The 26437-nt window shown below is 68.0% G+C and carries 20 protein-coding genes and 1 rRNA gene; 9 read left to right on the top strand and 12 right to left on the bottom strand.

Going from position 1 to position 26437, the window contains the following annotated elements:
• The 3 genes from IT359_06935 to typA form a co-directional block, all read right to left on the bottom strand.
• Nucleotides 1-122, bottom strand: a 16S ribosomal RNA gene (locus IT359_06935); the annotation flags it as partial.
• Nucleotides 123-394: 272 nt separating this feature from the next.
• Nucleotides 395-763, bottom strand: coding sequence for a hypothetical protein (locus tag IT359_06930; protein ID MCC6928708.1), 369 nt, complete (start codon nt 761-763; stop codon nt 395-397).
• A 23-nt stretch (nt 764-786) separates the two neighbouring features.
• Nucleotides 787-2628 (bottom strand): translational GTPase TypA, encoded by a 1842-nt coding sequence (gene typA / locus IT359_06925; GenBank protein MCC6928707.1) that lies wholly within the window; start codon nt 2626-2628, stop codon nt 787-789.
• Between the two features lie 104 nt (nt 2629-2732).
• Between typA and IT359_06920 the strand changes: the two genes are divergently transcribed.
• On the top strand, nt 2733-2924 hold the full coding sequence (locus IT359_06920; GenBank protein MCC6928706.1) for a hypothetical protein: 192 nt from the start codon (nt 2733-2735) through the stop codon (nt 2922-2924).
• 211 nt (nt 2925-3135) lie between these two features.
• Here IT359_06920 and IT359_06915 read toward each other — a convergent pair whose 3' ends face one another.
• The 3 genes from IT359_06915 to IT359_06905 all read right to left on the bottom strand — a co-directional run bounded on the left by IT359_06915 (nt 3136) and on the right by IT359_06905 (nt 6397).
• Nucleotides 3136-4413 carry a type IV pilus twitching motility protein PilT gene (locus IT359_06915; protein ID MCC6928705.1) on the bottom strand — a complete coding sequence of 426 codons (1278 nt, stop codon included), beginning with the start codon at nt 4411-4413 and terminating at the stop codon, nt 3136-3138.
• A 329-nt stretch (nt 4414-4742) separates the two neighbouring features.
• Nucleotides 4743-5207, bottom strand: a complete 465-nt coding sequence (locus IT359_06910; protein MCC6928704.1) for a hypothetical protein — start codon at nt 5205-5207, stop codon at nt 4743-4745.
• 230 nt (nt 5208-5437) lie between these two features.
• Nucleotides 5438-6397, bottom strand: a complete 960-nt coding sequence (locus IT359_06905) for a cation transporter (protein ID MCC6928703.1) — start codon at nt 6395-6397, stop codon at nt 5438-5440.
• A gap of 42 nt (nt 6398-6439) precedes the next feature.
• Between IT359_06905 and IT359_06900 the strand changes: the two genes are divergently transcribed.
• Nucleotides 6440-7756: an HlyC/CorC family transporter gene (locus tag IT359_06900; GenBank protein MCC6928702.1), complete on the top strand. Its 1317-nt coding sequence runs from the start codon at nt 6440-6442 to the stop codon at nt 7754-7756.
• On the opposite strand, the gene pdxA is transcribed toward IT359_06900, so the two are convergent.
• The 6 genes from pdxA to IT359_06870 form a co-directional block, all read right to left on the bottom strand.
• Nucleotides 7701-8603: a 4-hydroxythreonine-4-phosphate dehydrogenase PdxA gene (pdxA, locus tag IT359_06895; protein MCC6928701.1), complete on the bottom strand. Its 903-nt coding sequence runs from the start codon at nt 8601-8603 to the stop codon at nt 7701-7703. The genes IT359_06900 and pdxA overlap by 56 nt on opposite strands.
• A gap of 45 nt (nt 8604-8648) precedes the next feature.
• Complete coding sequence (locus tag IT359_06890) at nt 8649-10025, bottom strand: peptidylprolyl isomerase (protein MCC6928700.1); 1377 nt, start codon at nt 10023-10025, stop codon at nt 8649-8651.
• A 93-nt stretch (nt 10026-10118) separates the two neighbouring features.
• Entirely contained in the window at nt 10119-11573 is a 1455-nt protein-coding gene (locus IT359_06885; protein ID MCC6928699.1) for a peptidylprolyl isomerase, read from the bottom strand.
• Nucleotides 11574-11608: 35 nt separating this feature from the next.
• Entirely contained in the window at nt 11609-15004 is a 3396-nt protein-coding gene (gene mfd, locus IT359_06880) for a transcription-repair coupling factor (protein MCC6928698.1), read from the bottom strand.
• A gap of 50 nt (nt 15005-15054) precedes the next feature.
• Nucleotides 15055-16863 (bottom strand): BatA and WFA domain-containing protein, encoded by a 1809-nt coding sequence (locus IT359_06875; protein MCC6928697.1) that lies wholly within the window; start codon nt 16861-16863, stop codon nt 15055-15057.
• Nucleotides 16860-17771, bottom strand: coding sequence for a DUF58 domain-containing protein (locus IT359_06870; protein ID MCC6928696.1), 912 nt, complete (start codon nt 17769-17771; stop codon nt 16860-16862). The genes IT359_06875 and IT359_06870 overlap by 4 nt, the downstream gene beginning before the upstream one ends.
• A 180-nt stretch (nt 17772-17951) precedes the next feature.
• Here IT359_06870 and IT359_06865 point away from each other — a divergent pair, with 180 nt between their 5' ends.
• From IT359_06865 to IT359_06835, 7 genes are all read left to right on the top strand, one after another.
• A complete protein-coding gene (locus IT359_06865) occupies nt 17952-19637 on the top strand; it encodes a DUF4384 domain-containing protein (GenBank protein MCC6928695.1) in 1686 nt (561 codons plus the stop codon).
• A 185-nt stretch (nt 19638-19822) separates the two neighbouring features.
• Complete coding sequence (lepA, locus tag IT359_06860) at nt 19823-21619, top strand: elongation factor 4 (protein ID MCC6928694.1); 1797 nt, start codon at nt 19823-19825, stop codon at nt 21617-21619.
• Between the two features lie 97 nt (nt 21620-21716).
• Nucleotides 21717-22778 (top strand): lipopolysaccharide heptosyltransferase II, encoded by a 1062-nt coding sequence (gene waaF / locus IT359_06855; protein MCC6928693.1) that lies wholly within the window; start codon nt 21717-21719, stop codon nt 22776-22778.
• Between the two features lie 12 nt (nt 22779-22790).
• On the top strand, nt 22791-23699 hold the full coding sequence (locus tag IT359_06850) for a sulfite exporter TauE/SafE family protein (protein ID MCC6928692.1): 909 nt from the start codon (nt 22791-22793) through the stop codon (nt 23697-23699).
• A gap of 188 nt (nt 23700-23887) precedes the next feature.
• Nucleotides 23888-24889: an ROK family protein gene (locus IT359_06845; protein ID MCC6928691.1), complete on the top strand. Its 1002-nt coding sequence runs from the start codon at nt 23888-23890 to the stop codon at nt 24887-24889.
• Nucleotides 24890-24975: 86 nt separating this feature from the next.
• Entirely contained in the window at nt 24976-25932 is a 957-nt protein-coding gene (locus tag IT359_06840; protein ID MCC6928690.1) for a carbohydrate kinase family protein, read from the top strand.
• The coding region (locus tag IT359_06835) for a hypothetical protein (protein ID MCC6928689.1) at nt 25929-26437 on the top strand (509 nt) is incomplete at its 3' end. The genes IT359_06840 and IT359_06835, both read left to right, overlap by 4 nt.

Below are 26437 nucleotides of genomic sequence, written 5' to 3'. Positions count from 1 at the left end.
GGGCAGGTCGCTCACGTGTTACGCACCCGTTCGCCGGTTGACCCTTGCGGGCCCCCCGTGACTTGCATGTGTTAAGCACGCCGCCAGCGTTCGTCCTGAGCCAGGATCAAACTCTCCAAGAGAATTCAATTCTTTAGCTCGCTCGAACGCAGTCCTCGGATCAGTCAATCGCTCAACTCCTCCGCGACTGCATCCGGAATCAATTCGTGTTTGTGACTCTCCCCGCAGCGCACGAACGCCGCGGATCTTCAAGAGCCTCGCACACCATTTCGCTCGATTGTCAAACAGCACGTCCCCCCAAGGGTCTGAGGGGACGCGTAAGATAAGACAGCATACCACACCGTCAAGTGGGGATCCCGGCAGCGCTCCCCAAGCCTACTCCCCCCGCTTCCCCCTACTCCTCGTACCGATCAGGACCGGGACGACGTTCCCCATCCTCCTCCTCATCATACTCGTCGTCCAGGTCAATCAAGTCGTCCTCGAAATCGTCCTCCTCATCGTCGTCATCCTCATCGTCGTCATCCTCATCGTCGTCGTCATCATCCTCGTCCTCCTCCTCGTCCTCCTCATCCTCCTCGAAATCCTCGTCGAGTTCCTCGTCATCCTCCAGCGACACCTTCTCCGGATCGTCGAACTGGTCGTCGAAGTCGTCGTCCTCCTCCAGTTCCTCCTCTTCGGTGTCGTCAAAGTCGTCATCGTCCTCCCGCCGAGGGGACATCGCGAACGCGGCGTGAACCAGCGACGACTCGAACTCGGGCAACATTGCTTTAGTCTCCTGGATGATGATTACGATGAGGCGCGTTCCCGTTCACGCTTCACCTCGCGCGACAGCTTCTTCCGGTCGATCGCGTTCAACATGCGCTTCCGCAAGCGCACCGCAGTCGGCGTAACCTCGATCAGCTCGTCGTCCTCTATGTACTCCAGCGCGCCTTCCAACGTCAACTCCCGCGGCGGCTCCAGCTGGATCGCGTCATCGGCCGACTTCGACCGCATGTTCGTAAGCTTCTTCTCCTTCGTCGGATTCACGTCCATGTCCCCAGGGCGCGAGTTCTCCCCGATGATCATGCCGTCATACACCTGATCGCCCGGACTCACGAACAACGTCGACCGCTCCTGCAGGTTCCCCAGCGCAAACGCGACCACGGTCCCCTGCTCCATCGACACCAGCGTCCCCCGCGTACGCCCCGACAGCGACCCCGCCCACGCCCCGTACTCCAGGAAGCGATGGTGGATGATCCCCGTCCCACGCGTGTCGGTCAGGAATTCGCTCCGGTATCCAAACAGCCCGCGCGCCGGGATTCGATATCGCACACGCACCATCCCCTGCCCCGGATTGCGCATGTCGATCAACTCGGCACGACGCGGCCCCAGCTTCTCTATCACGACGCCCAGGTATTCCTCCGGGACGTCGATCATCAACTCCTCGTACGGTTCGAGCTTCTCACCGTTAGGCCCCTCGCGGAAGATCACGCGCGGGCGCGACACCTGGAACTCGTAGCTCTCCCGACGCATCGTCTCCATCAGGATCGACAGGTGGAGCTCGCCACGCCCCGACACGGTCCACGTATCGGTCGAATCGGTCTCGTCCACCTTGAGCGCCACGTTGCGCTCAAGCTCCTTCGTCAGGCGTTCGCGCAGTTGGCGTGACGTGACGTACTTCCCGTCCTTGCCGGCGAACGGCGAGTTGTTCACCATGAAGTCGACCGAGATGGTCGGCTCCTCCACGGAGATCCCCTCCATGCGCTCCTGATACTCGACGTCGGAGAGTGTGCTCCCGATCTCGACTCCCTCGAGCCCCGCCAGCGCGACGATGTCGCCCGCCCCCGCGCTCTCCACCTCGATGCGCTCCAGCCCCTGGTGCGTGTACAGCTTCGTGACACGCGACGTGACCACGGGGACGTTGGGATCGTTGGCGAGCAGCGCGACGGTCTGCCCCAGCCGCACCTGCCCGCGCTCGATGCGCCCCACCGCGAGGCGCCCCAGGTACGGCGAGTAGTCGAGCGTGGAGACGAGCATCTGGAAGGTCCCGCTCTCGTCGCTCGGCGGCGCGGGCACGTGGGCCACGATCGCGTCGAAGAGCGGCGCCAGGTCCACCGGCGCCTGATCCATGTCGAGCGTCGCCACGCCCTCGCGCGCCGAGGCGTAGATGAACGGCGCATCGAGAATCGAGTCGTCGGCCTCGAGTTCGATGAAGAGGTCGAGCACCTCATCGTGCACGCGCATGGGCTCGGCGCCCGGGCGATCGATCTTGTTGATCACGACGATGGGACGCCGCTTGAGGTCGAGCGCCTTGCGCAGGACGAAGCGCGTCTGGGGCATGGGGCCGTCGAAGGCGTCGACGACGAGGAGCACCCCATCGACCATGCGGAGGATGCGCTCGACCTCGCCGCCGAAGTCGGCGTGCCCGGGCGTATCGACGATATTGATCTTCGTGCCCTTCCAGGTGACGGCGGTGTTCTTGGCGAGGATGGTGATCCCTCGCTCGCGTTCGAGCGGGTTCGAGTCCATCACACGCTCGGCGACGACCTGATTCTCCCGGAATGCACCAGCTTGCCGAAGCATCTTGTCGACCAGGGTCGTCTTCCCGTGGTCGACGTGCGCGATGATGGCGATGTTGCGGATATCCATAGCCCTGAAGTATCTCCGGAGGAGGTTGGGCATTCAAGGCTCTTGCCTATCCGGACGGGTGGTGGCAGAGTGTAGCGCATCCAGTCACTTGCCGGAGGTGTGCCATGCACCAGCAGCAGGAGCCCGTGAAGCAGGAGTATCCTATCGGGCGTGGCTACGGCCACGACTACATGCGGGGCGGAGAGGTCCTCGGCGGCTACGGCTACAGCGAGCGAGAGGACTATGAGCGCCCCCGCGGCGAACAAAAAGGGGAGGACACCGGTTCCACGGGCTCCAGCGCCGAATCCAGGACCTGATCGTCACCACTCACCCACAATACCAGGATATCCCGGGGTCGCGCCGGACGCTCGCGACAGGACAGTATCGCCACCCACGAAATACGGCGCGAGGGATTCCCTCGCGCCGTCTGCTTTTCTCCCCACCGGTACACCCGCCACCAACACCGCCGGCACCGCAACCGCCATCAGCTTCGCCGCCGGTCGCTGTCGCGTGTTAGTCACCGGCCGCCTATCGCCGCAGGCCGAACGCGGTGCGGGCGGCCGGCGTCTTCGCCTGCACCGGCGAGGTAGGCTCGGGGCGCGCCGGAGGAGGCGGCGCACCGCCAGTCTCCGACTCGATGAACGACATGTCGAAGCCGCGCCCCTTGAGCGCGGTGGCAAGGTTCCCCTTGTCGACCGCGCGCAGGTACGCCTCCTTCGGCTCCACCGTCCCCTTCTCCACCAGGTCCACGAGTGCGTCGTTGATCGTGAGCATGCCGAGCCGGCGCGACGTCTGGATGACGCTCGGGATCTGGAACGTCTTCGACTCGCGAATGAGGTTGGAGACCGCCGGCGTGGCGAGGAGGATCTCCATTGCCGCCACACGCCCGCCCCCCACCTTGCGGCACAGCGTCTGGGCGATGACTCCCTTGAGCGACTCCGACAGCATCGTGCGAATCTGTTCCTGCCGGTCGGGGGGGAACTGGTCGATGATGCGATCGATGGTGCTGGCCGCCGTCGTGGTGTGCAGCGTGCCGAAGACGAGGTGCCCGGTCTCGGCGGTCTCGATGGCAATGCTCACGGTCTCCAGGTCGCGCAGTTCGCCCACGAGGACCACATCCGGATCCTCGCGCAGCGCGGCACGCAGCGCCTGCTTGAACGACCCGGTGTGCATCCCGACCTGGCGCTGCGTCACGAGGCACCCCTTGCTCTCGTGCACGAACTCGATCGGGTCCTCGATGGTGACGATGTGATCCTGCCGCAGGCGGTTCACGAGGTCGACGAGGGCGCACAGCGTCGTCGACTTGCCGCTCCCGGTGGGCCCCGTCACGAGGACGAGCCCCTTGGTGAGCGTGCAGAGCGCCTGGACCTCGGGGCTGAGCCCGAGCTCTTCGGCGGTGACGATGCGCGACGGAATGGCGCGGGCCACGACCGCCGGGCCATGGCGATCGAGGAGGGCGTTCACGCGGAAGCGCGCAACCCCCGGCAGCTCGTACGCGAAGTCGCTGTCGTGCGTCTCGTGGTACTCGCGACGATTGCGCCCGGGCATGATGGCATGCAGCATCGCGCCTAACGACTCGGCGTCCACCTGCGGGCGGTCGGTGAGGCGCACGATGTCGCCATGCACGCGCATGAGCGGAAAGTCCCCGGAGCGCAGATGGAGGTCGGAGGCGCCGCGCTCGACCTGCTCGCGCAGCAACTCCTCGATGCGCGCGCGCGCCGAGGGATCCACGGGCGCGCTCCACGGCTCCGCAGGCGACACGAAGGCGGCGCTGGGCACCGCCCCCTCCACGCGCAGCGGCGACATCGCGAGCGACGACGCACCATCGGTGCGGCCTTGCAACGCACGCACCTCCATCTGCCCCACCGACCCCTCGCGCCAGACGCGCGCCGTGTAATCGCTCCCGGCGTGCGAGACGACCTGCTCGACCGACTCGCCGTTGTCGAGCGCGTCGACGCGCACAGCCGAGATGAGTTCCGCCGCGAGCGCGCGCCACTGGGCCGCGGCAAGCGGTTGTTTGGTGATCTGGTGCGTCCCGTCGGGGCGCTGCACCGTGATCGGCGCCCCCTCGATGATGAGGAGCGTATCGGAGCGGGTGCTGGTCAGCACCTCCAGCAGTCGCGGAAGCTGGGACATCAGGCTTCGTGGCAGACGTGCGCGATGCGCGCACGGTTCAGGAGCACGATGCCGTCATCCTTGTGGAGCGCCAGGAAACGGTCCGTCAACCGGTTGAGGAAGTCGAGGACACGTTGGCGCCCCGACGTCTGCTGGATCAGAATCGTGCCCACATGCCGAGACCCGCCCTGCATCACCACATCCACGTCGGCCGGGGTCCCGAACTCCCAATCCTCCTGCTCGGCATCCTCGCGCGCCACGAAAAGCTCGCGCACGTGGTCCTTGGCCAGGAGCAGCGTGCGCCCCTTCATGGTCGCGATCGGGAAGAACGGCTCGGGCGCGTTGAGCACATCCTGCGCCGTCTCGTGCCCCAACTGGTGGCGGACACTCGCCTGCACGAACAAATCGCCAGAGACTCGCTGTCCCTCGATGGTGACGAGCACCACGGGAAGGCGAGACTTCTCAATCCGGAAATCGTTGATCATGGTCCACATCGGCGCTCACATGTTGAGCTGGCTCCATCCGACACGACGCCCAATGCGTGGAGGAGTCACGCGCGACCGGCCATGCCTGCGGCCAACGCGAAGGTTTCAGGGAGGAGTGTCGGCCTCCGGCGCGCCCAAGGTGAGTCGGGGCGCACGTGCCGTGAGACGCCATGTGACTCGCGTCACAGAAGAGCCGGTCGCACTGCGCGTCCGGCGACGGCTTCGAGCCGCTAGGGGTGCGCGTTCTCGCACATCGGCTCACTCTCGATCTGCACCGTGCAGTGATGGATGCCGAAGTCGTGCATGGCCCGCATGGCGTCGCGCAGGACGCGCTGATGATCGACGTCGCTCGGGACAATGGCGTGCGCGCTCATGGCCACCATCCCCGATGTCACGGTCCAGACGTGCAGGTCGTGCACCCCCGACACGCCATCCACCCCGGCCAGCGTCTGCCGCACCGCCCCCAGTGAGATGTGCGAAGGGGTCGACTCCAGCAGGACGTCCACGCTCTCGCGCACCAGGCGCCACGAGGAACGCACCACGAGGAGCGTGACGACGATCGAGGCGATGGGGTCGGCCGCCTGCCATCCCGTGAACCGAATCAGGACTCCGGCGACGACCGTCCCCACGGAGCCCAGCAGGTCGCCCAGGACGTGCAGGTAGGCGCCGCGCGCATTGAGCGAGTGCTGGTGCAGCGGCTGCAGGATCCACGCGCAGAGGGCGTTGACCAGGAGGCCGCCCAGGGCGACCGCGAGCATGAGCCCGGTCGCCACCGGCTCGGGGGCGCGCAGCCGCCCGAACGCCTCGACGATGATGAAGCCGGAGACGACGAGGAGCGTGGCGCCGTTGAGCAGGGCGGCCAGGATCTCCCAGCGCAGGTAGCCATACGTCTTTTCGGGGGCCGCGGGCTGGCGCGAGAACCAGGCGACGAAGAGCGAGAGCGCCAGCGCCGCCACGTCGGTGAGCATGTGCCCGGCGTCGGCCAGGAGCGCCAGCGAGTTGGCGAGGAAGCCGCCGACGACCTCCGCCACCAGGAAGAGGAAGGTGAGCGCGAGCGCCCACCGCAACCGGCGTTGCAGCGCAGGGTCGCCCCCGCCCTCCAGGTGCAGGTGGGAGTGGGCGTGCGAGTGGGGGTGGGCGTGGTCGTGCCCGTGCTCGTCGTCAGGACCGTGGTCGTGCGCTGGACTCATCACTCGATGGACGACGAGTCATCCCGACGGGTAAGTTCCGGCGTGCCCAATCGCGCGCTCCTCATCATCATCCTGCTGCTCCTCAACGGCTTCTTCGTCGCGGTGGAGTTCGCGCTCGTACGATCGAGGCGTACCCGGTTGGAGGCGATGGTGCGCGCCGGCGACCGGTTGGCGCCGTATGCGCTGGCCGCCACCAGCAATCTGTCTCGGGTGCTGTCGGCGAGCCAGTTGGGGATTACCCTCGCCTCGCTCGGCCTGGGGTGGGCCATCGAGGGGACGCTGGGTGAGTTCTTCGAGCACTGGTTCGCATCGCTCCCGCTGGCGCTGGAGGCGTCGCTGCGCGTGAGCCTCGGGGCCGCGGTGGCCCTCACCTGCGCCACGTTCATGCACGTGGTCTTTGGAGAGTTGGCGCCGCGCGCGGCCGCGCTCAACCACCCGGAGCAGTTCGCGCGCTACCTCGCCCCGCTGCTTCTCGCCTTTGCCTGGCTCACCGCGCCATTCACCTGGGTGCTGAATGCCTCGGCCGAGCTGGTGCTCAAGCTGTTCGGGCAGCGCGCCGACGTGAGCGAGGAGACGGTGCACTCGCCTGACGAGTTGCGCATGCTCATCGAGCACTCGGAAGAGGGAGGCGCCATCCCGACGCAGGACGCGGCGTTGATGGAGGGAGTATTCGAGTTCAGCGAGAAGAACGCGCGCGAGGTGATGACGCCGCGCACCGAGGTCGTCGCGCTCCCCATCGAGGCGACGCTCGAAGAAGCGCTGGAGACGGTGGACGAGAGCAACTTCTCGCGCTATCCGGTCTACGACGGCACGCTCGACAACGTGATCGGCGTGGTGCTGGCCAAGGACCTGCTGCGCGCCATGCGGCGCCCGGCGGCCGCCTTTGCCGTGCAGGACGTGATGCGCGACGTCCTCGTGGTACCCGGCTCGCGCGAGGTGGAGGAGGTCCTTTCCGATTTCAAGCGCCGCAAGGAGCACATGGCGGTGGTGCTCGACGAGTTTGGCGGGACAGCGGGGATCGTGACAATGGAAGATCTGCTCGAGGAGATCGTGGGCGAGATCCTCGACGAGTACGACGAACCCGAGCAGCGCGCCACGACCTCCTCCTCCGGCGAGACGCTCCTGCCCGGCGAGACGCACGTGGCCGAGGTGAACGAGCAGTACGGGCTGGAGCTGTCGGACGAGGACTACACGACGATAGGCGGCTACGTGTTCGGTGCGCTGGGGCGGCTTCCCGTGGTCGGGGACCGCGTTGCGGCTGGCGGCGCCACCTTCCTCGTGCGCGAGATGGACGCGCGCCGGATCAAGCTGCTGGCGATGACCCTCGACCTCGCGACGCGATCGCCGCACACTGCCTGATCGCCTCGACCATGCTCCCGGCGTCGGCCACGCCGCGCCCGGCGATGTCCAGCGCCGTGCCGTGATCGGGAGACGTGCGCGGGAACGGGAGCCCTAACGTGATGTTCACGGCGTGCCCGAACGATGCCACCTTGATGGCCGTCATTCCCACGTCGTGATAGGGAGCGATGACGGCGTCGAAGGCGCCGCGCATGGCCCGCACGAAGACGGTGTCGGCCGGGTACGGGCCGCTGAGCCCCGCTTCCCGCGCCGCCGGTGCCAGGAGCTGGTCGTCCTCGCTGCCGAAGCGACCACCATCTCCCGCGTGCGGGTTGAGCGCACAGAGCGCGATGCGCGGCTCGGCGATCCCGAACCACTCCGTGAGCCCCGCGCGCGTGACGCGCGCCGAGCGCAGGATGGCCTCGCGCGTGACGGCGCGCGGAACGTCGCGCAGCGCGATGTGCGTGGTGGCGAGCACGACGCGCAGCCGGTCGGAGGCGAGCATCATCGCCACGTCGCACCCGGTGAGCGACGCCAGCATCTCGGTGTGGCCTGGGAAGTCGTAGCCGCCGGCGAGAAGTGCCGCCTTGTCGATGGGGGCGGTGACGATCCCGCTCACCTCGCCGGCGCGCGCCATGGCCACCGCGCGCTCGATAGCCAGCCCCGCGAGCCGCCCCGCGTCGGCCACCGACGACGCGCCCGGTATCCACGTTCCCACGGGAACGTCGACGTCGACACCGGCCCCCTGTGCCCCGACCACGACGAACGGGGCGAGCGCGGCGACCGACGCGTCGCCTAACGCCTTGCCGATGACCTCGGGTCCGATGCCGCGCGGATCACCGACGGTGATGGCGATGGGACGCGGCATGCGACGGTCGCGGGCGCGTGGGACGAGGGCGGGAGCTGCCGCCAGTTAGTTCGATTCGCCCGCCGCCTTGGCGGTGCTCCCCTCGAGGAGGATCGAGACATACGTGTCGCGTCGCAACCCGTCCAGCAGGCGCCGGTACGACTTCTCCTGCGAGAGCTGGTCGCGAATCTGGTTGCGCAGGTCCTGCACGGTGTACTCGCCCTCGTCGACGACGTTCACCATCTGCGCGATGACGAACTTTGGGACGCCGCGCTGCTTGTCCTCGACGCGGAACGGGGCAATGAAGTCCCCGTTCTTCTTTCCGTTGAACGCCGCCTGGTATGACTCGGGAAGGCGCGAGCGCTCGAACGGCTCCAGCACCCCCTTGGCCTCGTCCGACGCCGTGTCGTGGTAGCGCGCGACCAGCGAATCGAACGATGTCCCCTTCTGCCACAGCGCCAGCACCGAATCGGCGCGGATGCTGGCCAGCGCGACGTCGGCGGAGTCGTACTTGGGCTTGATGAGGATGTGACGCGCCTTGCGTTCGGCAGGCTGCACGCGATCGACGCGGATGATGTGGAAGCCGAACTGCGTCTCCACGATCGGCGAGATCTGCCCCGGCGGAAGCAGGAACATCATCTCGTCGAAGGCCGGCACCATCTGGCCGCGGCGGCTCCACCCCAGGTCGCCCCCCTGCACCGCGGAGCCCGAATCCTCCGAGACGCGCTTGGCGATCTTCTCGAAGTCGCCGCCGGTGGTGAGGTCCTTGTAAATGGACTCGGCGCGCGCGTAGGCGAGCTTCTTTGCCGCCTCAGACGCGAGCGTCGGGACGACGATCTGCCGGAAGGTGACGGTGGCCGGACGCTTGGGAAGGCGCTCACGCTCGCGCGCGAAGGCGTCGCTGATCTCGTCCTCCGAAACGGCGACGGTGATCATCTTTCCGTCCTGCTTCATCTTGGAGACGAGGCGCTCCTGCAGCGCACGCCGGCGCGCCTGTTCGGTGAGCCAGCGCTTGTACTCCTCGACGGTGCCAAAGCCCCCGCTCTTGAGCGCGGTCGTGAACTCGCCCTCGGTCTTGAAGTTGTCGCGCAGCCGCTTCATCTGCTGCTCGACCGTGTTGGCCAGGTCGGCGTCGGCGACGGTGATCGAGGTGTCGGCGCGGGCGCGCTGCACCATCACTTCGACGTCGATCATCTCATCGAGGATAGATCGCGCCAGCGCCAGTTGCGCCGTGGAATCCTCCGGCACCTGCAACCCCTGGGCGCGCCGCTGCGACAGCTCTTCCAGCACGTCGCTCCACAGGATCGGCGTCTGACCGACGACGCCGACGATGCGATCGACCGGGATGTTGAGCGTCTTTTGCGCCTGGAGCGCGCGTCCCGCTCCCGCCAGGGCGACGGCGAGCGCGACGGTGGTGAGGGCGATCCGGTTGGGGATTCTCATGCGTACAAGGTACACAGCACGGGGGTGGGAAGTTCAACGCGGGCGACCCTTCCGGATCGCCCGCGGCTGAACTGGTCTCGTCGCGACGCCAGCCTACTTGTGCAACGTGGTGTCTGTGGGCGAAGGCGGTACCGGCGCTGCCCCTGGAACCGGGACGGCCGACGGCGGCGTCTGCGCGGCGCGGGCCGAGTCGGCCTTGGCGCGGATGGGCTGGGCAGCCGTGACCGCCTTGTCGAGCGCGGCCTGGTTGATCTTCCAGTCGAACTTCTGGTGCAGCGCCTGCACGAGCGGAGCCGGAACCTCGACGAACTGGGCCTCCCCATTCACGAGCTTGCCCAGGTACGCGTCGACGCGCGCGGCGGCGAGTCGTTCCTTGGCCGCCTTGTCCTTGGCGCTATCGGCGAGCGCCGTGGGGTTCACGCCAAGGCCGGACCAGACGTTGCCGACCAGCGCCTTGAACGAAGTGCGGATCTCGTTCATCTCGGCGGTGTCGGCGGCGATCTTCGCCTTGTCGGCCGCGTCGAGCACGAGCTCGTTGCGCGTGAGGTTGCGGACAAAGATCAGCATCATCGAATCCGGCGCCTGCGCAATCTGGCCGCGCAGCTGGTCCGGGTTCGGGAAGCCGTTGATCCACTTGGCCACACGGGCGGCGGTGAAGTTGCCGAGCTTCGTGGTGGCAACGACGGTGTTGTCGTTCTCGTGCTCGGACAGGTTGGCGGCGACCGCCTTGACCACCTTCTCCGAGCCCGGCTTGATCTGGATGTTCCCTTCCTTCTCCAGCCCGGCGATGTAGGTGCTCTCGGCCACGAAGCGCTGGCGCTTCACGAACTCCTGGAGGAACTGCGCCTTGGCCTCGGCGTAGGTGTTGCGGCGCACGATGTGATAGCCGAACTGCGTGCGGACCAGCGGACCGATCTCGCCGGGCTTGAGCGCGGCAATGGCCTTGGAGAACTCCGGTACCATCTGCTGCGGCTGGAAGACGCCGAGATCGCCGCCGACGTCCTTGGTGCCATCGGAGCCGTGCTGCTTGGCGAGCGCGGCAAAGTTGGCGGCGGTGGTCTTGGCGAGGACGCCCTCGGCCTTCTTAAGCGTGGCCAGCGTGTCCCCTTCCTGCCCCGGCGCCACCTGGAACAGGATGTGGCGCGCCGAGAGGAGGTCACTCTTCTCGTAGGCCGCGGCGGCGGTGGCGTCGCTGGTGTCGACGGTCCACTTCTCCGAGACCTGCTTGTAGAACTTCTGGATCTTGGCGTTGGTGTACACCGGCCACATGACGTCGTCGATCAGCTTTGGATCGTTGATCGAGTCGTTGGCGGCGGCGGCGATGCCAAGGAGCTGGTAGTTCACCCACGTCTCGGCGATGCTCTGCGCGACTTCCTTGCGGACGGGGACGCGCGACTTGCCGAGGAGGTCGGCGAGCGTCTGCACGGAGAGCTCCTGCGAGCCCGCCTGCGCGGCCACGTCGACGTGCGAGGAGAAGGCCTCTTTCAGTCCATCGCACGCGGCGAGCGAGACGAGGGCGAGCGTGGCGAGGGAGCGAACTCGAGTCATGGTCGTCCGGTTGGAATGCGAAGTGGGAACGTTGTCTACCCGGCGCGCGCCGTCTCGTTCGGGCGCAGCATGTTGAGGGCGCGCACGAGCCCATCCAGGATCCCGGCGCCGCCCAGTCGCGTGAGCTTGAGGGAGAGCGGGTGTACACGCCGCACATCGGCGCGGAACTGCACCTCCCCGAACGCCGCGTTGAGCCCCTTGAGGCGTGGCACCGCGGAGTCGCGAAAGGTAACACGGGCTTCGTCGCCGTGCACCATGATCCCCTCGATCCCCATCTCCCCCCCCACGAGGCGCAGCATCGCGGCGGCGAAGAGATGCTGCGCGGCAGGCGGGAGCGGGCCAAAGCGATCGCGGACTTCGCGCTTGAGCTCCTCGATGGCCCCCGGTTCGGCGATGTTGGTCAGTCGTCGGTAGATGTCGAGCTTTGCCTCTGCCGAGGCGATGTAGTCGTCGGGGAGGTACGACGGGAGGTCGAGCGAGACGTCGGTGGGGACGGCCTTGGGCGCGGCATCGCCCGCCTGCACGCGCCGCACCGCCTCCTCCAGCATGCGGAGATACAGCTCGAAGCCGACGGCGTGCACATGCCCCGACTGCTCGGCGCCGAGGAGGTTCCCCGCGCCGCGCAGTTCCAGGTCCTTGAGCGCCACGCGATAACCGGCGCCGAGTTCGGTGTGATGCTCGAGCACTTGCAGCCGGCGCTCCGCATCCTCGTCGATGCGATCGGGGACGAGGAGATAGCAGTAGGCGCGCCGATGCGAGCGCCCGACACGTCCGCGCAGCTGGTAGAGCTGGGCGAGCCCGAAGTGGTCGGCGCGGTTGACGAACATCGTGTTGGCGTTGGGGACGTCGAGCCCCGACTCCACGATGAGCGTCGAGACGAGGACGTCGACGCTGCCGGCCACGAAGCGCCGCATGACGTCCTCGAGGTCCTTCTCGCGCATCTGCCCGTGACCCACCGCCACGCGGGCGCGCGGGATCACGCGTCGCACGTGGTCGGCGATTGCCTCGATGGTCTCGACGCGATTGTGCACGAAGAAGACCTGGCCGCCGCGATCGAGTTCGCGCGCGATTCCTTCCTCGATGAGCCCATCGTCCCACGGCTCCACGAAGGTGAGGACGGGCGAGCGGTCCCTGGGCGGCGTCTGCATCAGCGTCATGTCGCGCAGCCCGGCCAGCGACAGGTGCAACGTGCGCGGGATCGGCGTGGCGGTGAGCGTGAGGACGTCGGTCTCGAGCTTGAGCTGCTTGAGCTTCTCCTTGTGCTTCACGCCGAAGCGGTGCTCCTCGTCGATGACGATGAGCCCTAACGCGCCAAAGACGACATCATCGGAGAGGAGGCGGTGCGTCCCGATGACGATGTCGACCTTCCCGGCGGCCAGCTCGGCGATGATGATCGCCTGCTCCTTCGGCGTCTGGAAGCGCGAGACGACGGCAATGCGGATCGGGAAGTCGGCCAGGCGCTCGGAGAAGGTGCGGAAGTGCTGCTCGGCGAGGATGGTGGTGGGGACCAGGACGGCGACCTGGCGCCCGCTCTGCACCGCCTTGAAGGCGGCGCGGATGGCAACCTCGGTCTTGCCGTAGCCGACGTCGCCCACGAGGAGGCGATCCATGGGGCGCGGCTTCTCCATGTCCCCCTTCACGTCCTGTGTTGCCTTGCGCTGGTCCGGCGTATCCTCGAACAGGAACGACGACTCCACCTGACGCTGCCACGCCGTGTCGGGGAGGTGCGGCGCTCGCGACGCGATGTGCCGGCGCGCGTAGAGTACGAGGAGCTCCTGCGTCATCTCCTCGATGGCGGCGCGCGTCTTCTCGCGCTGTTGCGCCCAGCGGCGCCCGCCCAGCTTGTGCAGCCTCGGGGGCGGCGCATCGTCGCCCACGTCGACCCCCGAGCGGTACCGCTCGATCTGGTCGATGCGATAGAGCGGAACGTTGAGGCGATCGCCGCCTTCGTACTCGATGACCGCGACCTCGATGGTGCTCTCGCGCACGAAGAGCTGCTCGATGCCGCGATAGATCCCCACGCCGTGCTCGAGGTGGACCACATAGTCGCCCGGCTTGAGCGCGGTGATGGTCTCGAGCGCGGCGCCGGTTGCATAACGACGGGCGCGGCGCAGGCGCCGGTCGCGGCGGAAGATCTCGTGGTCGGTCAGGACGCGAAGTCCCTTCGCGTCGCCGGAAGACGAGAAGACGGGAGGACGAGAAGACGAGGGATCATTGCTCTCACTCGTCTTCTCGTCTTCTCGTCCTCTCGTCTTCACCCCCGGGGGGACGACAAAGCCCCCATTGAGCACTCCGATCACGAGGGAGGCCGGGGCGCGGAACTCCGCCTCTTCATTGAGCAACTCGTCCAGGCGCTCGGCCTGCCCGGGGTTGTCGCAGAGGATGATGGTCGGCGTCCCATCGCGCACCACGCGGCGCAGAAGCTTGATGTCGCGGGCGATGCTCTCCGGTGCTCGGATGGGGAAGGTGATGCACTCCTTCTCGCGCTGCGGGTCGGCGGCGGCAATGCGGCCAAAGGCGCCTAACGCCTTGGTCACCTCGGCCGGTGGGACAAAGAGGTGCTCGCGCGCGATGACGTCCTCGCCGCGACGTCGCGCGAGGTCGGCGTGGTGCTGCGCCTCCTCCCACGTGCGCGCCAGCTCGGGCGGGATGTGCGATTCGTCGGGGAGGACGACGACGGTGTCTGGCGGGAAGAGTTCGAGGATCGAGACGCGCTCACTCCCCAGCGCCATCTCCCCGCCGGCACCGTCCACCGGAAGGATGACGGCGACGCTGGCGTCGCGCGTGGATCGCTGCGACCCCAGCTCGAAGTGACGCAGTTCGACGACCTCGTCGCCCCAGAACTCGAGGCGCACCGGCTCGGCCATGCCAAACGAGTAGATGTCGAAGATCCCGCCTCGTATGGAGAACTGCGCCACGTCGTCCACCATCTCGACACGCTCGAAGCCGATCGACTCCAGGTGCTCGGCGAGCGCTTCCGGGCGCTTGACATCGCCCTTTCGCAGTTCGAGGCGCGCCGAGCCTAACGCGCGAGGGAGCGCGGTGCGCTCGAGGAGGGCGCGCGAGGTGGTGAGGAGGACGCGCACCGCGCCGCGCGACACCTTCTCCAGCGTCTCGACGCGCTCGCCGGCGATCTCGGCGTGCGGCTCCACCTCGCCAAAGCCCTCGCGCGGGGGGTAGAGCGCGGCGTGCGCGTCGTCCACCAGCACCTGCAGGTCGGCGAGCCAGCGCTCGGCGTCGGGGACGGTATCGGTGACGACGACGAAGAAGCGTTGCGTGAAGCGGCGGGCGAGCGCCGCCACGACGACGGCGTCGCTGGAGCCAGGCAACCCCGAGACGGCGACGCGCGCGCCCGCCGAGGGAAAGGCGTTGGCGACGCGGGCAAAGGCGCCCAGGCGTTCGACCGCGTCGAGGATTGTGGGGAGGGCCATCGAGTCGTGCGCGGACGGGGGTCAGGCGGTGGGGACGAGTGCGCGCGCGCTCACGCCACGTGATCGCGACGTTCGTCCTGGCGCACGACCACGGACTCTGCCGCAAGGAGGGCGAGGGCAAGGAGGAGGAGCGGCAGCTGCAACGGGCGCCGCGAGCCTACATTGAAAAGCGAGCGCTGCCACTGTGCCGCGTTGGCGGTGACGACCGCATCGCGAGCACGCACGCGATCGCGTAGCGTGGCGATCGGGAGTCGCGTCAGATCGGACTCCTCCGCCTCGGCGTTCACCACCAGCGCCCCAACCCGTTCCGTGCCGCGACGCAGGAAGTACACGCCCGACCGCGTCGGCGCGGTGCTCCCGGCATTGACGGGCACACGCTGTCCATCCATCCCCTCGAGCGACTCGACACCAGCCGGCAGGCGCAAAGCGCCGCCGGGGACCGCGGTGAGTTCGGCGCTCGCCGCCCCCGAGAGGCGTTGCGCGATCACGTCGCCCAGCCAGGGGACGAACGAGGCGCGCAGCGGAAGGTCGGTCGCGGCCGGGTCGAGCGGCGAGCCAATGAGGACGTAGCCCTCGCCCGCCACGATCCACGGCGCGCCGCCGGCGGTGGCGACCGTGTCGCCCGTTGCCCCGGCCTGCGCCTCAAGCGGGTAGCGCAAGGTGGCGCGCACGCCGTCAAATCGCTCGCCACGCACCGTCGTCTCGTCGCGGCGCGGCGCGCCGAAGCGCCACGGGACGCCGAGGCGCTCCAGCGTGCGGTTGGCCCCCCCCAGGCGCGACGGGTCGCTGGGCGCCACGAGGAGCGCCGGGAGGCGCGCCGCCCCGTCGGCCGGGGCCAGCGCGACGTCGTTGCCTAACGCCACGCGGGCGTCCTGGACCAGCGCGTCGACGGCGGTGCGCAGGAAGGGGCCGGCCGCCGGTTCGGGGCGCACGAGCGGCGCGGCGCCGAGCCAGACGGCGAAGTAGCGCGTGTCATCGGCGCGGAGTTCGTCGGGCTCGAGTTCGACGATTCCTGCCTGCCACCCGCGCTCCGGCGGGGCGGCGCGCACCGTGAGGTCCTCGCCGTCGCGTGCCGTCCCGCGCGCCAGGGTCCGCTCGCCTAACGCGATGCGGTACGTGGCCGAGTCGGTGAGCCGCGCCCGCGCCACCACCATCCCGCGCGGCGTCCACCGCGGCGGGCGTGCCTCGGCCAGGACCACCGCCCGGTTGCGCGGTGCCTCTCCGCCAGGCGCAAGCACCGACAGGTGCACGTCGCCCACGGCCACCGGGGCGTTCCACGTGGAGGCCTGAGCGTCGGTCACGACAACCACCTGGCGCCCATCGAGACCGGCGCCCACGACGAGTCCCGTGGCGCGCGTGATCGCGTTGGCCAGGTCGCCGCGCCCCTGGAAGACGTCGGTACGCGAGATGGCCTGCCGCACCGCCTCCACCGTGCCGCCGGTGACCGTGCCATCCACCGTCACCAGCCAGACGCGATCGCTGCGCGTGGCCGCGTTCGCGGCGTCGAGCGCCTGCTGCCGCAGCGTGGCCAGCATCGGCTGCCCGTTCACGATCGCGCTCGTGCTCAACGAGTTGTCGAGGACGATGGCCAGCGCCGTCGGCACGTGGCCGGCGCCAAAGAAGACGCCGATGGGGCGCGCCGCCGCGAAGGCAATCGCCAGCACGGTGGCGATGCGCAGGAACATCAGGAGGAGGTTGCGGACCTTGAGCTGCCGCACGTTCTCCTTCTCGGCGCGCTCCAGGTAACGCACCGCCGGGAAGTCGACCGTGTTCTCGATGCGGCGCCGGCGCAGGTGCAGGAAGAGCGGGATCGCAACCGCGCCCGCCAGCAGCAAGTACAGGGGAGCGAGAAAGCTCACGGCAGTCGTTGGCGCGAAGCGAAGGCGCGGCGCAGCGGGACGCCAAAGGGGGAGTCGGTAAAGACGACCTCGTAGCCCACCCCCAACCCGGCAAAGCGCGAGCGCCACTCGGCGATGGCATGCTCCACCGTGGTGCGGTACGCCGCGCGCACCTCGCTGGCCGTGGCCTGCAGGCGGAAATCGCGCTCCGTGTCGGCGAAGATCGCCTCCGGCGCCACGTCGAAATCGCGCTCCGAGGGGTCCATGATGTGGAGCACGGTGGCGCCGTGCCCGCCGGCGCGCACCACCTTGAGGGCGTTGAGCGTTGCCTCCTCGTCCACCAGGAGGTCCGAAACGAGGACGACCAGCCCGGGACGCGACACGAGCTTTCCGGCCTGTACCAGCGCCGCCGACATGTCCGAGTCCTTACCCGAGCCCCCTTCCTCGAGCGACTTCACGATGCGGCGCCACTGCACGTTGCGGGCGCGCGGCGGGATCACGCTGCGCAGGGTGTCGTCGTAGCGAATGAGCCCGACGGCGTCCTTCTGGCGGATGAGGAGGAGCGCCAGCGAGGCGACGATCTGCTCGGCATACTGGAGCTTGGTGAGGCGCTCCGGAGAGCCGCGCCAGTCCATCGACTTGGAGACGTCGAGGACGATGGCGGCGCGCATGTTCGTCTCCTCCTCGAACTGCTTCACCATCCACTTGTCGGCCCGCGCCACGATCTTCCAGTCGATGTAGCGGAGGTCGTCGCCAGGCTGGTAGGGGCGGAACTCGGCGAATTCGACCGAGAAACCTTTTCGGGGGGAACGGTGTAGCCCCTGCAGGAAACCGTCGACGACCCACTTTGCGACGATTTCCATCCGGCCGAGCGAGGCAAGTTGGGCCGGGTCGATCAAATCGGCGCGCGTGGCGCGGCTCGTCTCCATAGGGAGGCGGAAGCTAGGGTTGGTGCCGAAACTGGTCAAATAGCGCAGGGTACGCGGCTTGCCTACGGGACAGGCTACGAAAGTGCTGGCGCAGGGTGCTGTGACCATTAGGTTGGATCAGCAGTCGAACCGATCGCGCCCTGCATGCGGCGCGATACAGCCTCAGGTCGGAGGTGGGTCATGGGTCGTCGATCGTGGGTCGTGAGGACGCTTGCCGTGACTGGGCTGGCCGCCACGGCGCTCAGCTCCGTGGTCGCGCGCGCGAGCGCGCAGACGCCGGCGCGCTCGCTGGAGCGCGCACAGACCATCCGATGGAACGCCGCCGCGGCCGCCTCCGACACGGTCGAGGATGCGCCGATCGTGAATCTCCGCATCGAGGGGTCGAGCCTCTTCTCCTACGGTGAGCCGGTTCGCGTCTGGTTCAACGTGAGTCAGGACGCGTACGTGATCGTGGCCCGCGTCGATGCCAACGGACACCTCACGCTCCTCTATCCATCCAGCCGCACCATGTCGTCCGGCGTGGAGGGGGGGCGCGAGATACCCATTCGCGGACGCCGCGGCGGCGCCTCGTTCTACGCGACCGATCGCATGGGAGGAGGCTTCGTCTTTGCCATGGCGTCGTACGATCCGTTCGACCTGTCGCGGCTGGGGCTGCGCGACTTCGATCGCTACGTGACGGGGACGTATGTCGGGCGACCGAGCCGGGTGTACATCGGCGACCCGCACCGCGTCGTGACACGCTTCGCGAGCATGGTCTCGTTCAGCGATGAATCGCCGTACGACTACGCTGTCGAGTATTACCAGGTCGACGCGCCGTACTACGTGACTTCCGTCGGTTTCTCGAACTTCTGCAATGGCTTCTACGGTGGATATCGCCGTGGCCTGCTGGAGCGGTGGGACGACGAGCTGTTCTACGGCAACGCGATGGCGTCGAACTACGGCTGCAACTACAACTGCCCTTCCTACGGCTACACGGCGGGCTACGGCTACCCGTTCTTCATCAACCCCGCGTGCGGCTTCAACCGCAATCAGGGGAATCAGAACGGACCGCCTATCCCCACGCAGCCGCCCAAGGACTCCTCGCGCGTGCCGCCCTGGCTCCCCGACAGCATCAAGGGCGGGCGGCCGGACACGGTGAGCAACGTGCCGGAGACCAAGGGGACTGACGATACGAACCTCCGCCGCCGCATTGCGCTAATGGATGGCAGCTACGGCGGTGCGTCGACCAACGAGTTCGATCCGTCGCGGAAGTCGTACGCGATTCCCGAGCGTGCGCTGCGCAACTCGCCAATGACATTTGGCGAAGGGCGTGAGCGCGGCGGGGAGGCGACGGCACGCCCCGATCGCCGCAATGCGTCGGCCGGTGGGCCGGACATTGCCTGGGTCCGTCCGCCGCGCGACGTCATCGAGGCCTCGAGCAACGCCGGTGGTGGCGCCCTTCCCCGCTCGCCGCGCAACGGCGTGACGCGAGGCGACGGGAGCGATTACCGCGGCGGGCGTTCCACCTTCGTGAGCGGGAGCGAGGGGCGCAGCGGCGTACGCGCCGAGCCTCCGCGCTACGAACCGCCGACGCGCACCTTTGGCCCGCGCTTCGACGCGCCGCCACCCTCCGTGCGCAACTCGCTCGACTCGCCGCGTTACGACACACCGCCGCCGCGCTTCGACGCACCGCGCGGCAACGACGGGCCGCGCTACTCGCCACCCTCGGCGACCGGTAGCTCGTCGGGTTCGGCGTCGGGCGGTGCCGCGAGTGGCTCTCCGCGCGGTGGTGAAGGCGGAGGCGCTCGTTCCGAGCCGGTGCGACCCGCCTCCGACGGGGCCGGGGCTCGCCCGGCATCGACCGAGAAGAAGCCAGACGCGAAGTAGGGCTCGGGCTCCTCGAAGGGAGACAGAGACCCGGCCTCGACCACGAGTCGCGACCGACGGGGGAGCCCAAGTGGGCTCCCCCGTCGGCCTTTGGAGGACCGGACGGTTATTATTGATGGCTTGATGGTAACCGCCCTCCGTCGGCCTGCGGCCGCCGGTGCGATGTCCCTCGCCCGTGCTGCATCGTGAAACTCTCGCATATCCGCAACTTCTGCATCGTCGCGCACATCGATCACGGCAAGTCGACCTTGGCCGACCGCCTGATCGAGGCTACGGGGACGCTCGAGAAGCGCGAGATGAAGTCCCAGGTGCTCGACACGCTCGACCTGGAACGCGAGCGCGGGATCACGATCAAGCTCAACGCGGTGCGCATGAGCTACACCGCGAAGGACGGCGAGGACTACGAGCTCAACCTCATCGACACGCCGGGGCACGTCGACTTCACCTACGAGGTCTCGCGCTCGCTGGCGGCCTGCGAGGGGGCCATCCTCGTGGTCGACGCCTCGCAGGGGATCCAGGCGCAGACGCTGTCGAACCTCTTCCTTGCGCTGGACGCCGGGCTGGAGATCATCCCGGTCCTCAACAAGATCGACCTTCCCGGCGCCGAGCCGGAGCGGCGCAAGAAGGAGGTGCACGACCTCATCGGCGTCGACCCCGACGACATCCTCCTGGTGAGCGCGAAGGAGGGGCTCGGCATTCCCGAGTTGCTGGAGATGGTCGTGGCCAAGGTCCCGCCCCCCACCGGCGACCCCGAGGCGCCGCTGCGCGCGCTGATCTTCGACTCGTACTACGACCGGTATCGCGGCGCCATTCCCTCCATCCGTGTGGTGGACGGGGTGCTCAAGCCGGGGATGCAGATCACCTTTGGGGCCAACGACGCGCGTTACGAGGTGAGTGAGGTGGGCTCGCTGATGCTGCGCCAGGTGAAGGGAGAGCAGCTGACGGCGGGCGAGGTGGGGTACGTGGTGGCCAACGTGCGCACCGTGAAGGAAACGCGCGCCGGCGACACGATCTTCGACGCCAACGACCACGCCAGGGATCCGCTCCCCGGGTACAAGGACGTGCACTCGATGGTGTTTGCCGGTATCTACCCGACGGACACCACGCAGTACGAGTCGCTGCGCGACGCGCTGAGCAAGTTGCAGCTCAACGACGCCTCGCTCAACTACGAGCCCGAGACGTCGACGGCCCTTGGCTTCGGCTTCCGCTGCGGCTTTTTGGGGTTGCTGCACATGGAGATCGTGCAGGAGCGCCTGGAGCGCGAGTTCAACCTCGACCTCGTCACCACCGTCCCCAACGTGGAGTACCACGTGTACAAGACGGACGGCGAGATGGAACTGATCGAGAACCCGTCCAAGCTCCCGTCGCCGCAGGTCACGGCGCGCATCGAGGAACCGTACGTCAAGGCGCGCATCGTGTCGCCCGCCGAGTACATCGGGCCGATCATGACGTTAGGCACCGAACGGCGCGGCGTATACATGGGGATGAAGTACATCGACACGGCGCGCGTGGAGTTCGACTGGGAGTTCCCCCTCGCCGAGATCATCCTCGACTTCTACGACCGGCTCAAGACCATCTCCCGCGGCTACGCCTCGCTCGACTACGAGATGGCCGACTATCGCCCGGGCAAGCTGGTGAAGCTCGACATGCTGATCAACGGCGACGTGCTGGACGCGTTCTCGGTGATCATCCACGTCGACAAGTCGTACGACTGGGGGCGCAAGATCGCCGACAAGCTCAAGGAACTGATTCCCCGACAGCTGTTCGAGGTGATCATCCAGGCCGCCATCGGGACCAAGATCATCGCCCGCACCACGGTCAAGGCGCTGCGCAAGGACGTGCTCGCGAAGTGCTACGGCGGCGACATCTCACGCAAGCGCAAGCTCCTGGAGAAGCAGAAGGAAGGAAAGAAGCGAATGAAGCAGGTGGGCGCCGTGGAGATTCCGCAGGAGGCGTTCCTGGCGGTGCTACAAGTTGATTAGGGGCAGAGGACGAGAAGACGAGAAGACGAGAAGACGAGTTTCCACCTCTCGTCCTCTCGTCCTCTCGTCCTCTCGTCTTCTGCCCCAGTGAGGGCGAATGCGCTCCCTGATCATCCAGACGAGCTTCCTGGGCGACATGGTCCTCACCACGCCGCTCATCCGCGAGTTGGCGGCGCGGGGGCCGGTGGATGTGGTGGCGACGCCGGAAAACGCGGCGCTCCTCAAGCACCATCCCGATGTGCGACACCTCTTTCGCTTCGACAAGCGCGGCGCGCATGCAGGGGCGCGCGGCTTTCGGGAGTTGGTGCGCCTGGCGCATGCCGAAGACAACGACGACACCGCCTTTCTCGCCCAAGGCTCGATACGCAGCGCCGCGCTGGCACTGGCCGCCGGCTACTCGCATCGCGTGGGCTTCGACAGCTCGGCGGGGCGCTGGCTCTACACGCAGCGTGTCCCCTACCATCGCCAGCACCATCACGCCGAACGCCTCTGGTCGCTGGCCGGCTACGGTGAGAGTGAGCGCCCGACCGCCGAGGTGCTGCGTCCGTCGCTCTATCCCGGTGCCGACGACCTGGAGAGCGTGCAGCGACTCCTCGACGTCCATGCGCATGCGGGAGAGCCGCTCCTGGCCATTGCCCCCGGCTCGACGTGGGCCACCAAGCGCTGGCCGTACTACGCCGCGCTGGCGCGGCGCCTCACGCTCCTTGGGCGCGTCGTGATCATTGGCGCGGAGAGTGATGCACCGCTGGCGCAGGAGATCGTGGCCGAGACGTTCGGGAGCGCGATCGACGCCACGGGACAACTGTCGCTCCTGGCGTCGACGGCGATGATTGCGCGCGCGGCGGTGCTCGTGACCAACGATTCGGCGCCGTTGCACCTGGCGTCGGCGACGAACACACCCACCGTCGCGCTCTTCGGCCCCACGGTCACGGCGTTCGGCTTCGGGCCGCTCGCGAGCGCACGACAGGTGGCCGAGGTGTCGATGCTCGACTGTCGCCCGTGCGACGCGCACGGGCCACGCAGTTGTCCGTTGGGCCACTGGCGCTGCATGCGCGACCTGACCGTGTCGGAGGTTCTCGACGCCGTCGAGGCGGTTCGGCGCGACGTGAACGACGTGAACGACATGAACGACATGCGCGACGACGGTTCAAGGGCCTGAGGGCACACGACCATGCATGGTATCGCCCACCCGGTTGTTGGCCTCGCCCTCGCGCTGGTGGTGGGGTTCGTGCTGGGGCTGTTGGGCGGCGGCGGATCGATTCTCGCCCTCCCCATCTTCCTGTACGTCTTCCTGGTGCCGGTAAAGCCGGCGATCGCGATGAGCCTTGCGGTCGTCGGGATGAGCGCGGCGATCGGCTTCCTCTCGCATTGGCGCCAGGGGACGGTGAATCTTCGCATCGCCGTCCCGTTCGGGCTATGCGCCATGTCGGGAGCCTTCGTGACGGCGCGATTGGCGCGTCACGTACCGGAACAGCTGCAGCTCACGCTGTTTGGCGTTTTCGCGCTGAGCGCGGCCGCGATGATGCTGCGCGACTCGCTCAAGCCGCTGGGTGGTGGACGTGCGGGCGGGGGCGCGGCGGGAAGCGCGAGTGTGGTCGGGGGAGCGGGAGGGGTCGCTGAGGGAGGCGCTCAAGGGGGCGCTGAGGGGGACGCGACCTCGCCGGCGATGTCTCCGGCGCTAGGGCTCGGCGTGGCGCCCGCGATCGCCCGCTTCTCTCTCCTGCTCGCCGCGCAGGCCGTCGGTGTGGGTGCGCTGACGTCGTTGATCGGGGCCGGCGGCGGCTTCGTGATTGTCCCCGCGCTGGTGCTGCTGGCGCGCGTTCCCGTGCGCGAGGCGGTGGGAAGCTCGCTCCTCATCATCACGATGAACGCGCTGAGCGGCTTCGTAGGCTACCTGGGGCAGGTGCCGATCAACTGGCGGCTGGTGGGGAGCTTCACCGGGGTCGCGGCGATCGGCGCCCTTGGCGGGACGCGCATGGTGCGCCACATCCCGCAGCACCGGATCAAGCAGGGCTTCGCTGTCATGATTCTCGTGCTGGGGACATATTTCGCCCTGCGCAAGCTGGGAGTACTGCCCTAGGACGCGCTCCATGAGAGCCGCCCTTCACCACTTCGCGGGAAACGTTTCCGCACCAACCCGACCCGCTCGGACCTTCGCACGAGCAGCCCTCTCGTCCCAAGCCTTCGCTGGGGCACGCTTCTCGTCCCCAGCTTTCGCTGGGGCAGGCCTCTCGTCTTCTCGTCTTCTCGTCTTCTCGTCTTCTGCTCATGCCCAAGCCCAAGCGCCCGAAGTACATCGTCGGAGTCGATCTCGGTGGGACCAACATCGTGGTGGGAGCATGCGCCGAGGACGGCAGCAACCACTTCGCGATGCGCTCGGAACCGACGCGCTCCGAACAGGGAGCCGATGCGGTGGTCGACCGCATGGTGCGTATGATCGAGACCGCGATCCGCGAGACGATGGCCGAGACGGGGGCCAAGCGTGAGGACTTCCTTGGTGTGGGCGTGGGATCGCCCGGGCCGCTCGATCGCGAGAAGGGGATCATCATCACGACGCCCAACCTGGGGTGGGTGAACTTCCCGCTGCGTGACGCGATCGCGACGCGGGTGGGGCTTCCGGTCAAGATCGACAACGACGCCAACTGCGCCACGCTGGGCGAGTGGTGGATGGGGGCGGCCAGGGGCGGTCGCAACGTGGTCGGCGTGACGATCGGGACGGGGATCGGCGGCGGGTTGATCCTCGAGGGGCGCCTGTACCACGGCTCGTCGGACATTGCCGGGGAGATCGGGCACACGACGATCGACGTGACTGGGCGGCGCTGCAAGTGCGGCAACTATGGCTGCCTGGAGGCGTACGCATCGGGGCCGTCGATTGCCGAGCGGGCGCGCGAGCAACTGCAAGGCGACCACGAGTCGATCATGTACCAGCTGGTACAGGGGGAGATGGAACGGCTGACGGCGGCGATCGTGTACGACGCGGCCAGGAAGGGAGACGAGACGGCGCTGGAGGTGGTGCGCGAGACGGCGCGATTCCTCGGGGCGGGGCTCGCCAACCTGCTCAACGTCTTCAACCCCGACGTGGTGGTGATTGCCGGCGGAGTGACGCAGGCCGGTGCGACGCTGTTCGAGCCGCTGAAGCGCGAGGTGCGCAAGCGGGCCTTTGCGGCGGCGGTGGACGCGTGCCGCATCGTCCCCGGGTCGCTCCCGGGGAATGCCGGTGTGGTGGGCGCGGTCGCGTCGTTCAAGCAGCAGGCGCTGGGCTCGGTGTGAGTGCCTCGGCGTGAGGCACCTGGCGTGACGGGCTCGCGGTGACGCGCGCGGCGGAGGGGCATTTCCCGCGCCGGAAGCGGCTCGGGGTGATCGGGTCCTTTGTGTGGGACGTGATCCACGGGCGGGATCCGCGATCGGCGCCGGTGGAGGAGTGGGGGGGCGTGACGTACGCCCTGTCGGCGCTGGACGCGGCGTTGACTAACGATTGGGAGATAGTGCCGCTGGCGCGCGTGGGCGAGGACCTGCATGCGCGCGCGTCGGAGTACCTGCGCACGCTGCGTCGCGTGGCGCGTGATGCCGCGCCGATCGCGGTTCCGTATCCCAACAACCGGGTCGAGCTGCGCTACCACTCCGACGAGCGGCGCAGCGAGGTGCTCACCGGTGGCGTGCCGCCGTGGCCGTGGCTGGGGCTCAAGCCGTTGCTGCGCGACCTGGACGCGCTGTACGTGAACCTGATCAGCGGGTTCGAGCTGGAGCTGGAGACGTTGCAGCTGATCCGGCAGCACTTCAGCGGGCCGGTGTACCTGGACATGCACTCGCTCACGCTGGCGGTGCAGCCCGACGGGTTGCGCACGTTGCAGCCGCTGCCTAACGCGGCGTCGTGGCTGGCGTGCGCCGACGTGGTGCAGATGAACGAGGACGAGTTGGCGATGATGGCGCCCGACCCGATGGCGCTGGCGGCGACAGCACTGGCACAGCAAGTGTCAGCATTGGTGGTGACGCTGGGCGCGCGCGGTGTGGTGTACTTCACGGCGCCGGGATTCGAGCAACTGGGAGACTTGGCGCGTCGCGGGGCCGGAACATCTGTTCTAGGGGCGATTCGGACCGCGTTGGTGCCGGCAGAACCTGCCGATGTCAAGGGCGCGGGCGACCCGACCGGGTGCGGCGATGTCTTTGGCGCGACACTCTTCTCGCGACTGCTTTGTGGTGATACGTTCACGTGCGCGTTACGTGCTGCGATCAAGGCAGCGGCGCGCAACGTGGCCTATCGTGGGGCCCGCGGGCTCGCGCACCATCTTCGCGGCGAACTGATTCCCTCGTGACGACTGTCATCACCGTCCCTCCCTCGCTCGACGACCACACGTTCGAACAGGTGCTCGAGCAGGTGGCGCCGATGCCCGTCGACCAGAAGGTCCTCATCGACGCGCGTCACACGCGGTGGGCATCGCCCTACGGTCTCACCGCACTGCTCACGCTCGCGCAGTCGCGCGGGACGCAGGCGGCGTTCACCGGCCCCGAGACCGAGGAGACGGCGTCCTACTGGCAGCGGGCGGGCTTCTACAAGTACGCCGAGGAGCTGTTCGAGATGCACGGCCACGTCCCGCGCGCGCGCGCGCAGGCCGCCGAGTCGAACGTCCTGCTCGAGATCACGCCGGTGGCCAAGAGCGACGACGTGCACGACGTCGTCGAACGCATCCAATCCAAGGCACAGCAGATCCTCGTCAACGAGTTGAACCTCGACCCGATGGCGACGATGCGCTTTGCCATGACGCTTTCCGAAGTTTGCCAGAACATCGTGGAACACGCGCAGACCATGGGGTGGGTGGC

It is taken from the genome of Gemmatimonadaceae bacterium, from assembly GCA_020852815.1.
In the GTDB taxonomy this organism is placed as follows: domain Bacteria; phylum Gemmatimonadota; class Gemmatimonadetes; order Gemmatimonadales; family Gemmatimonadaceae; genus SCN-70-22.
Note: the sequence above shows the minus strand (reverse complement) of the source record. Positions and strands in the feature narration are given on the sequence as shown.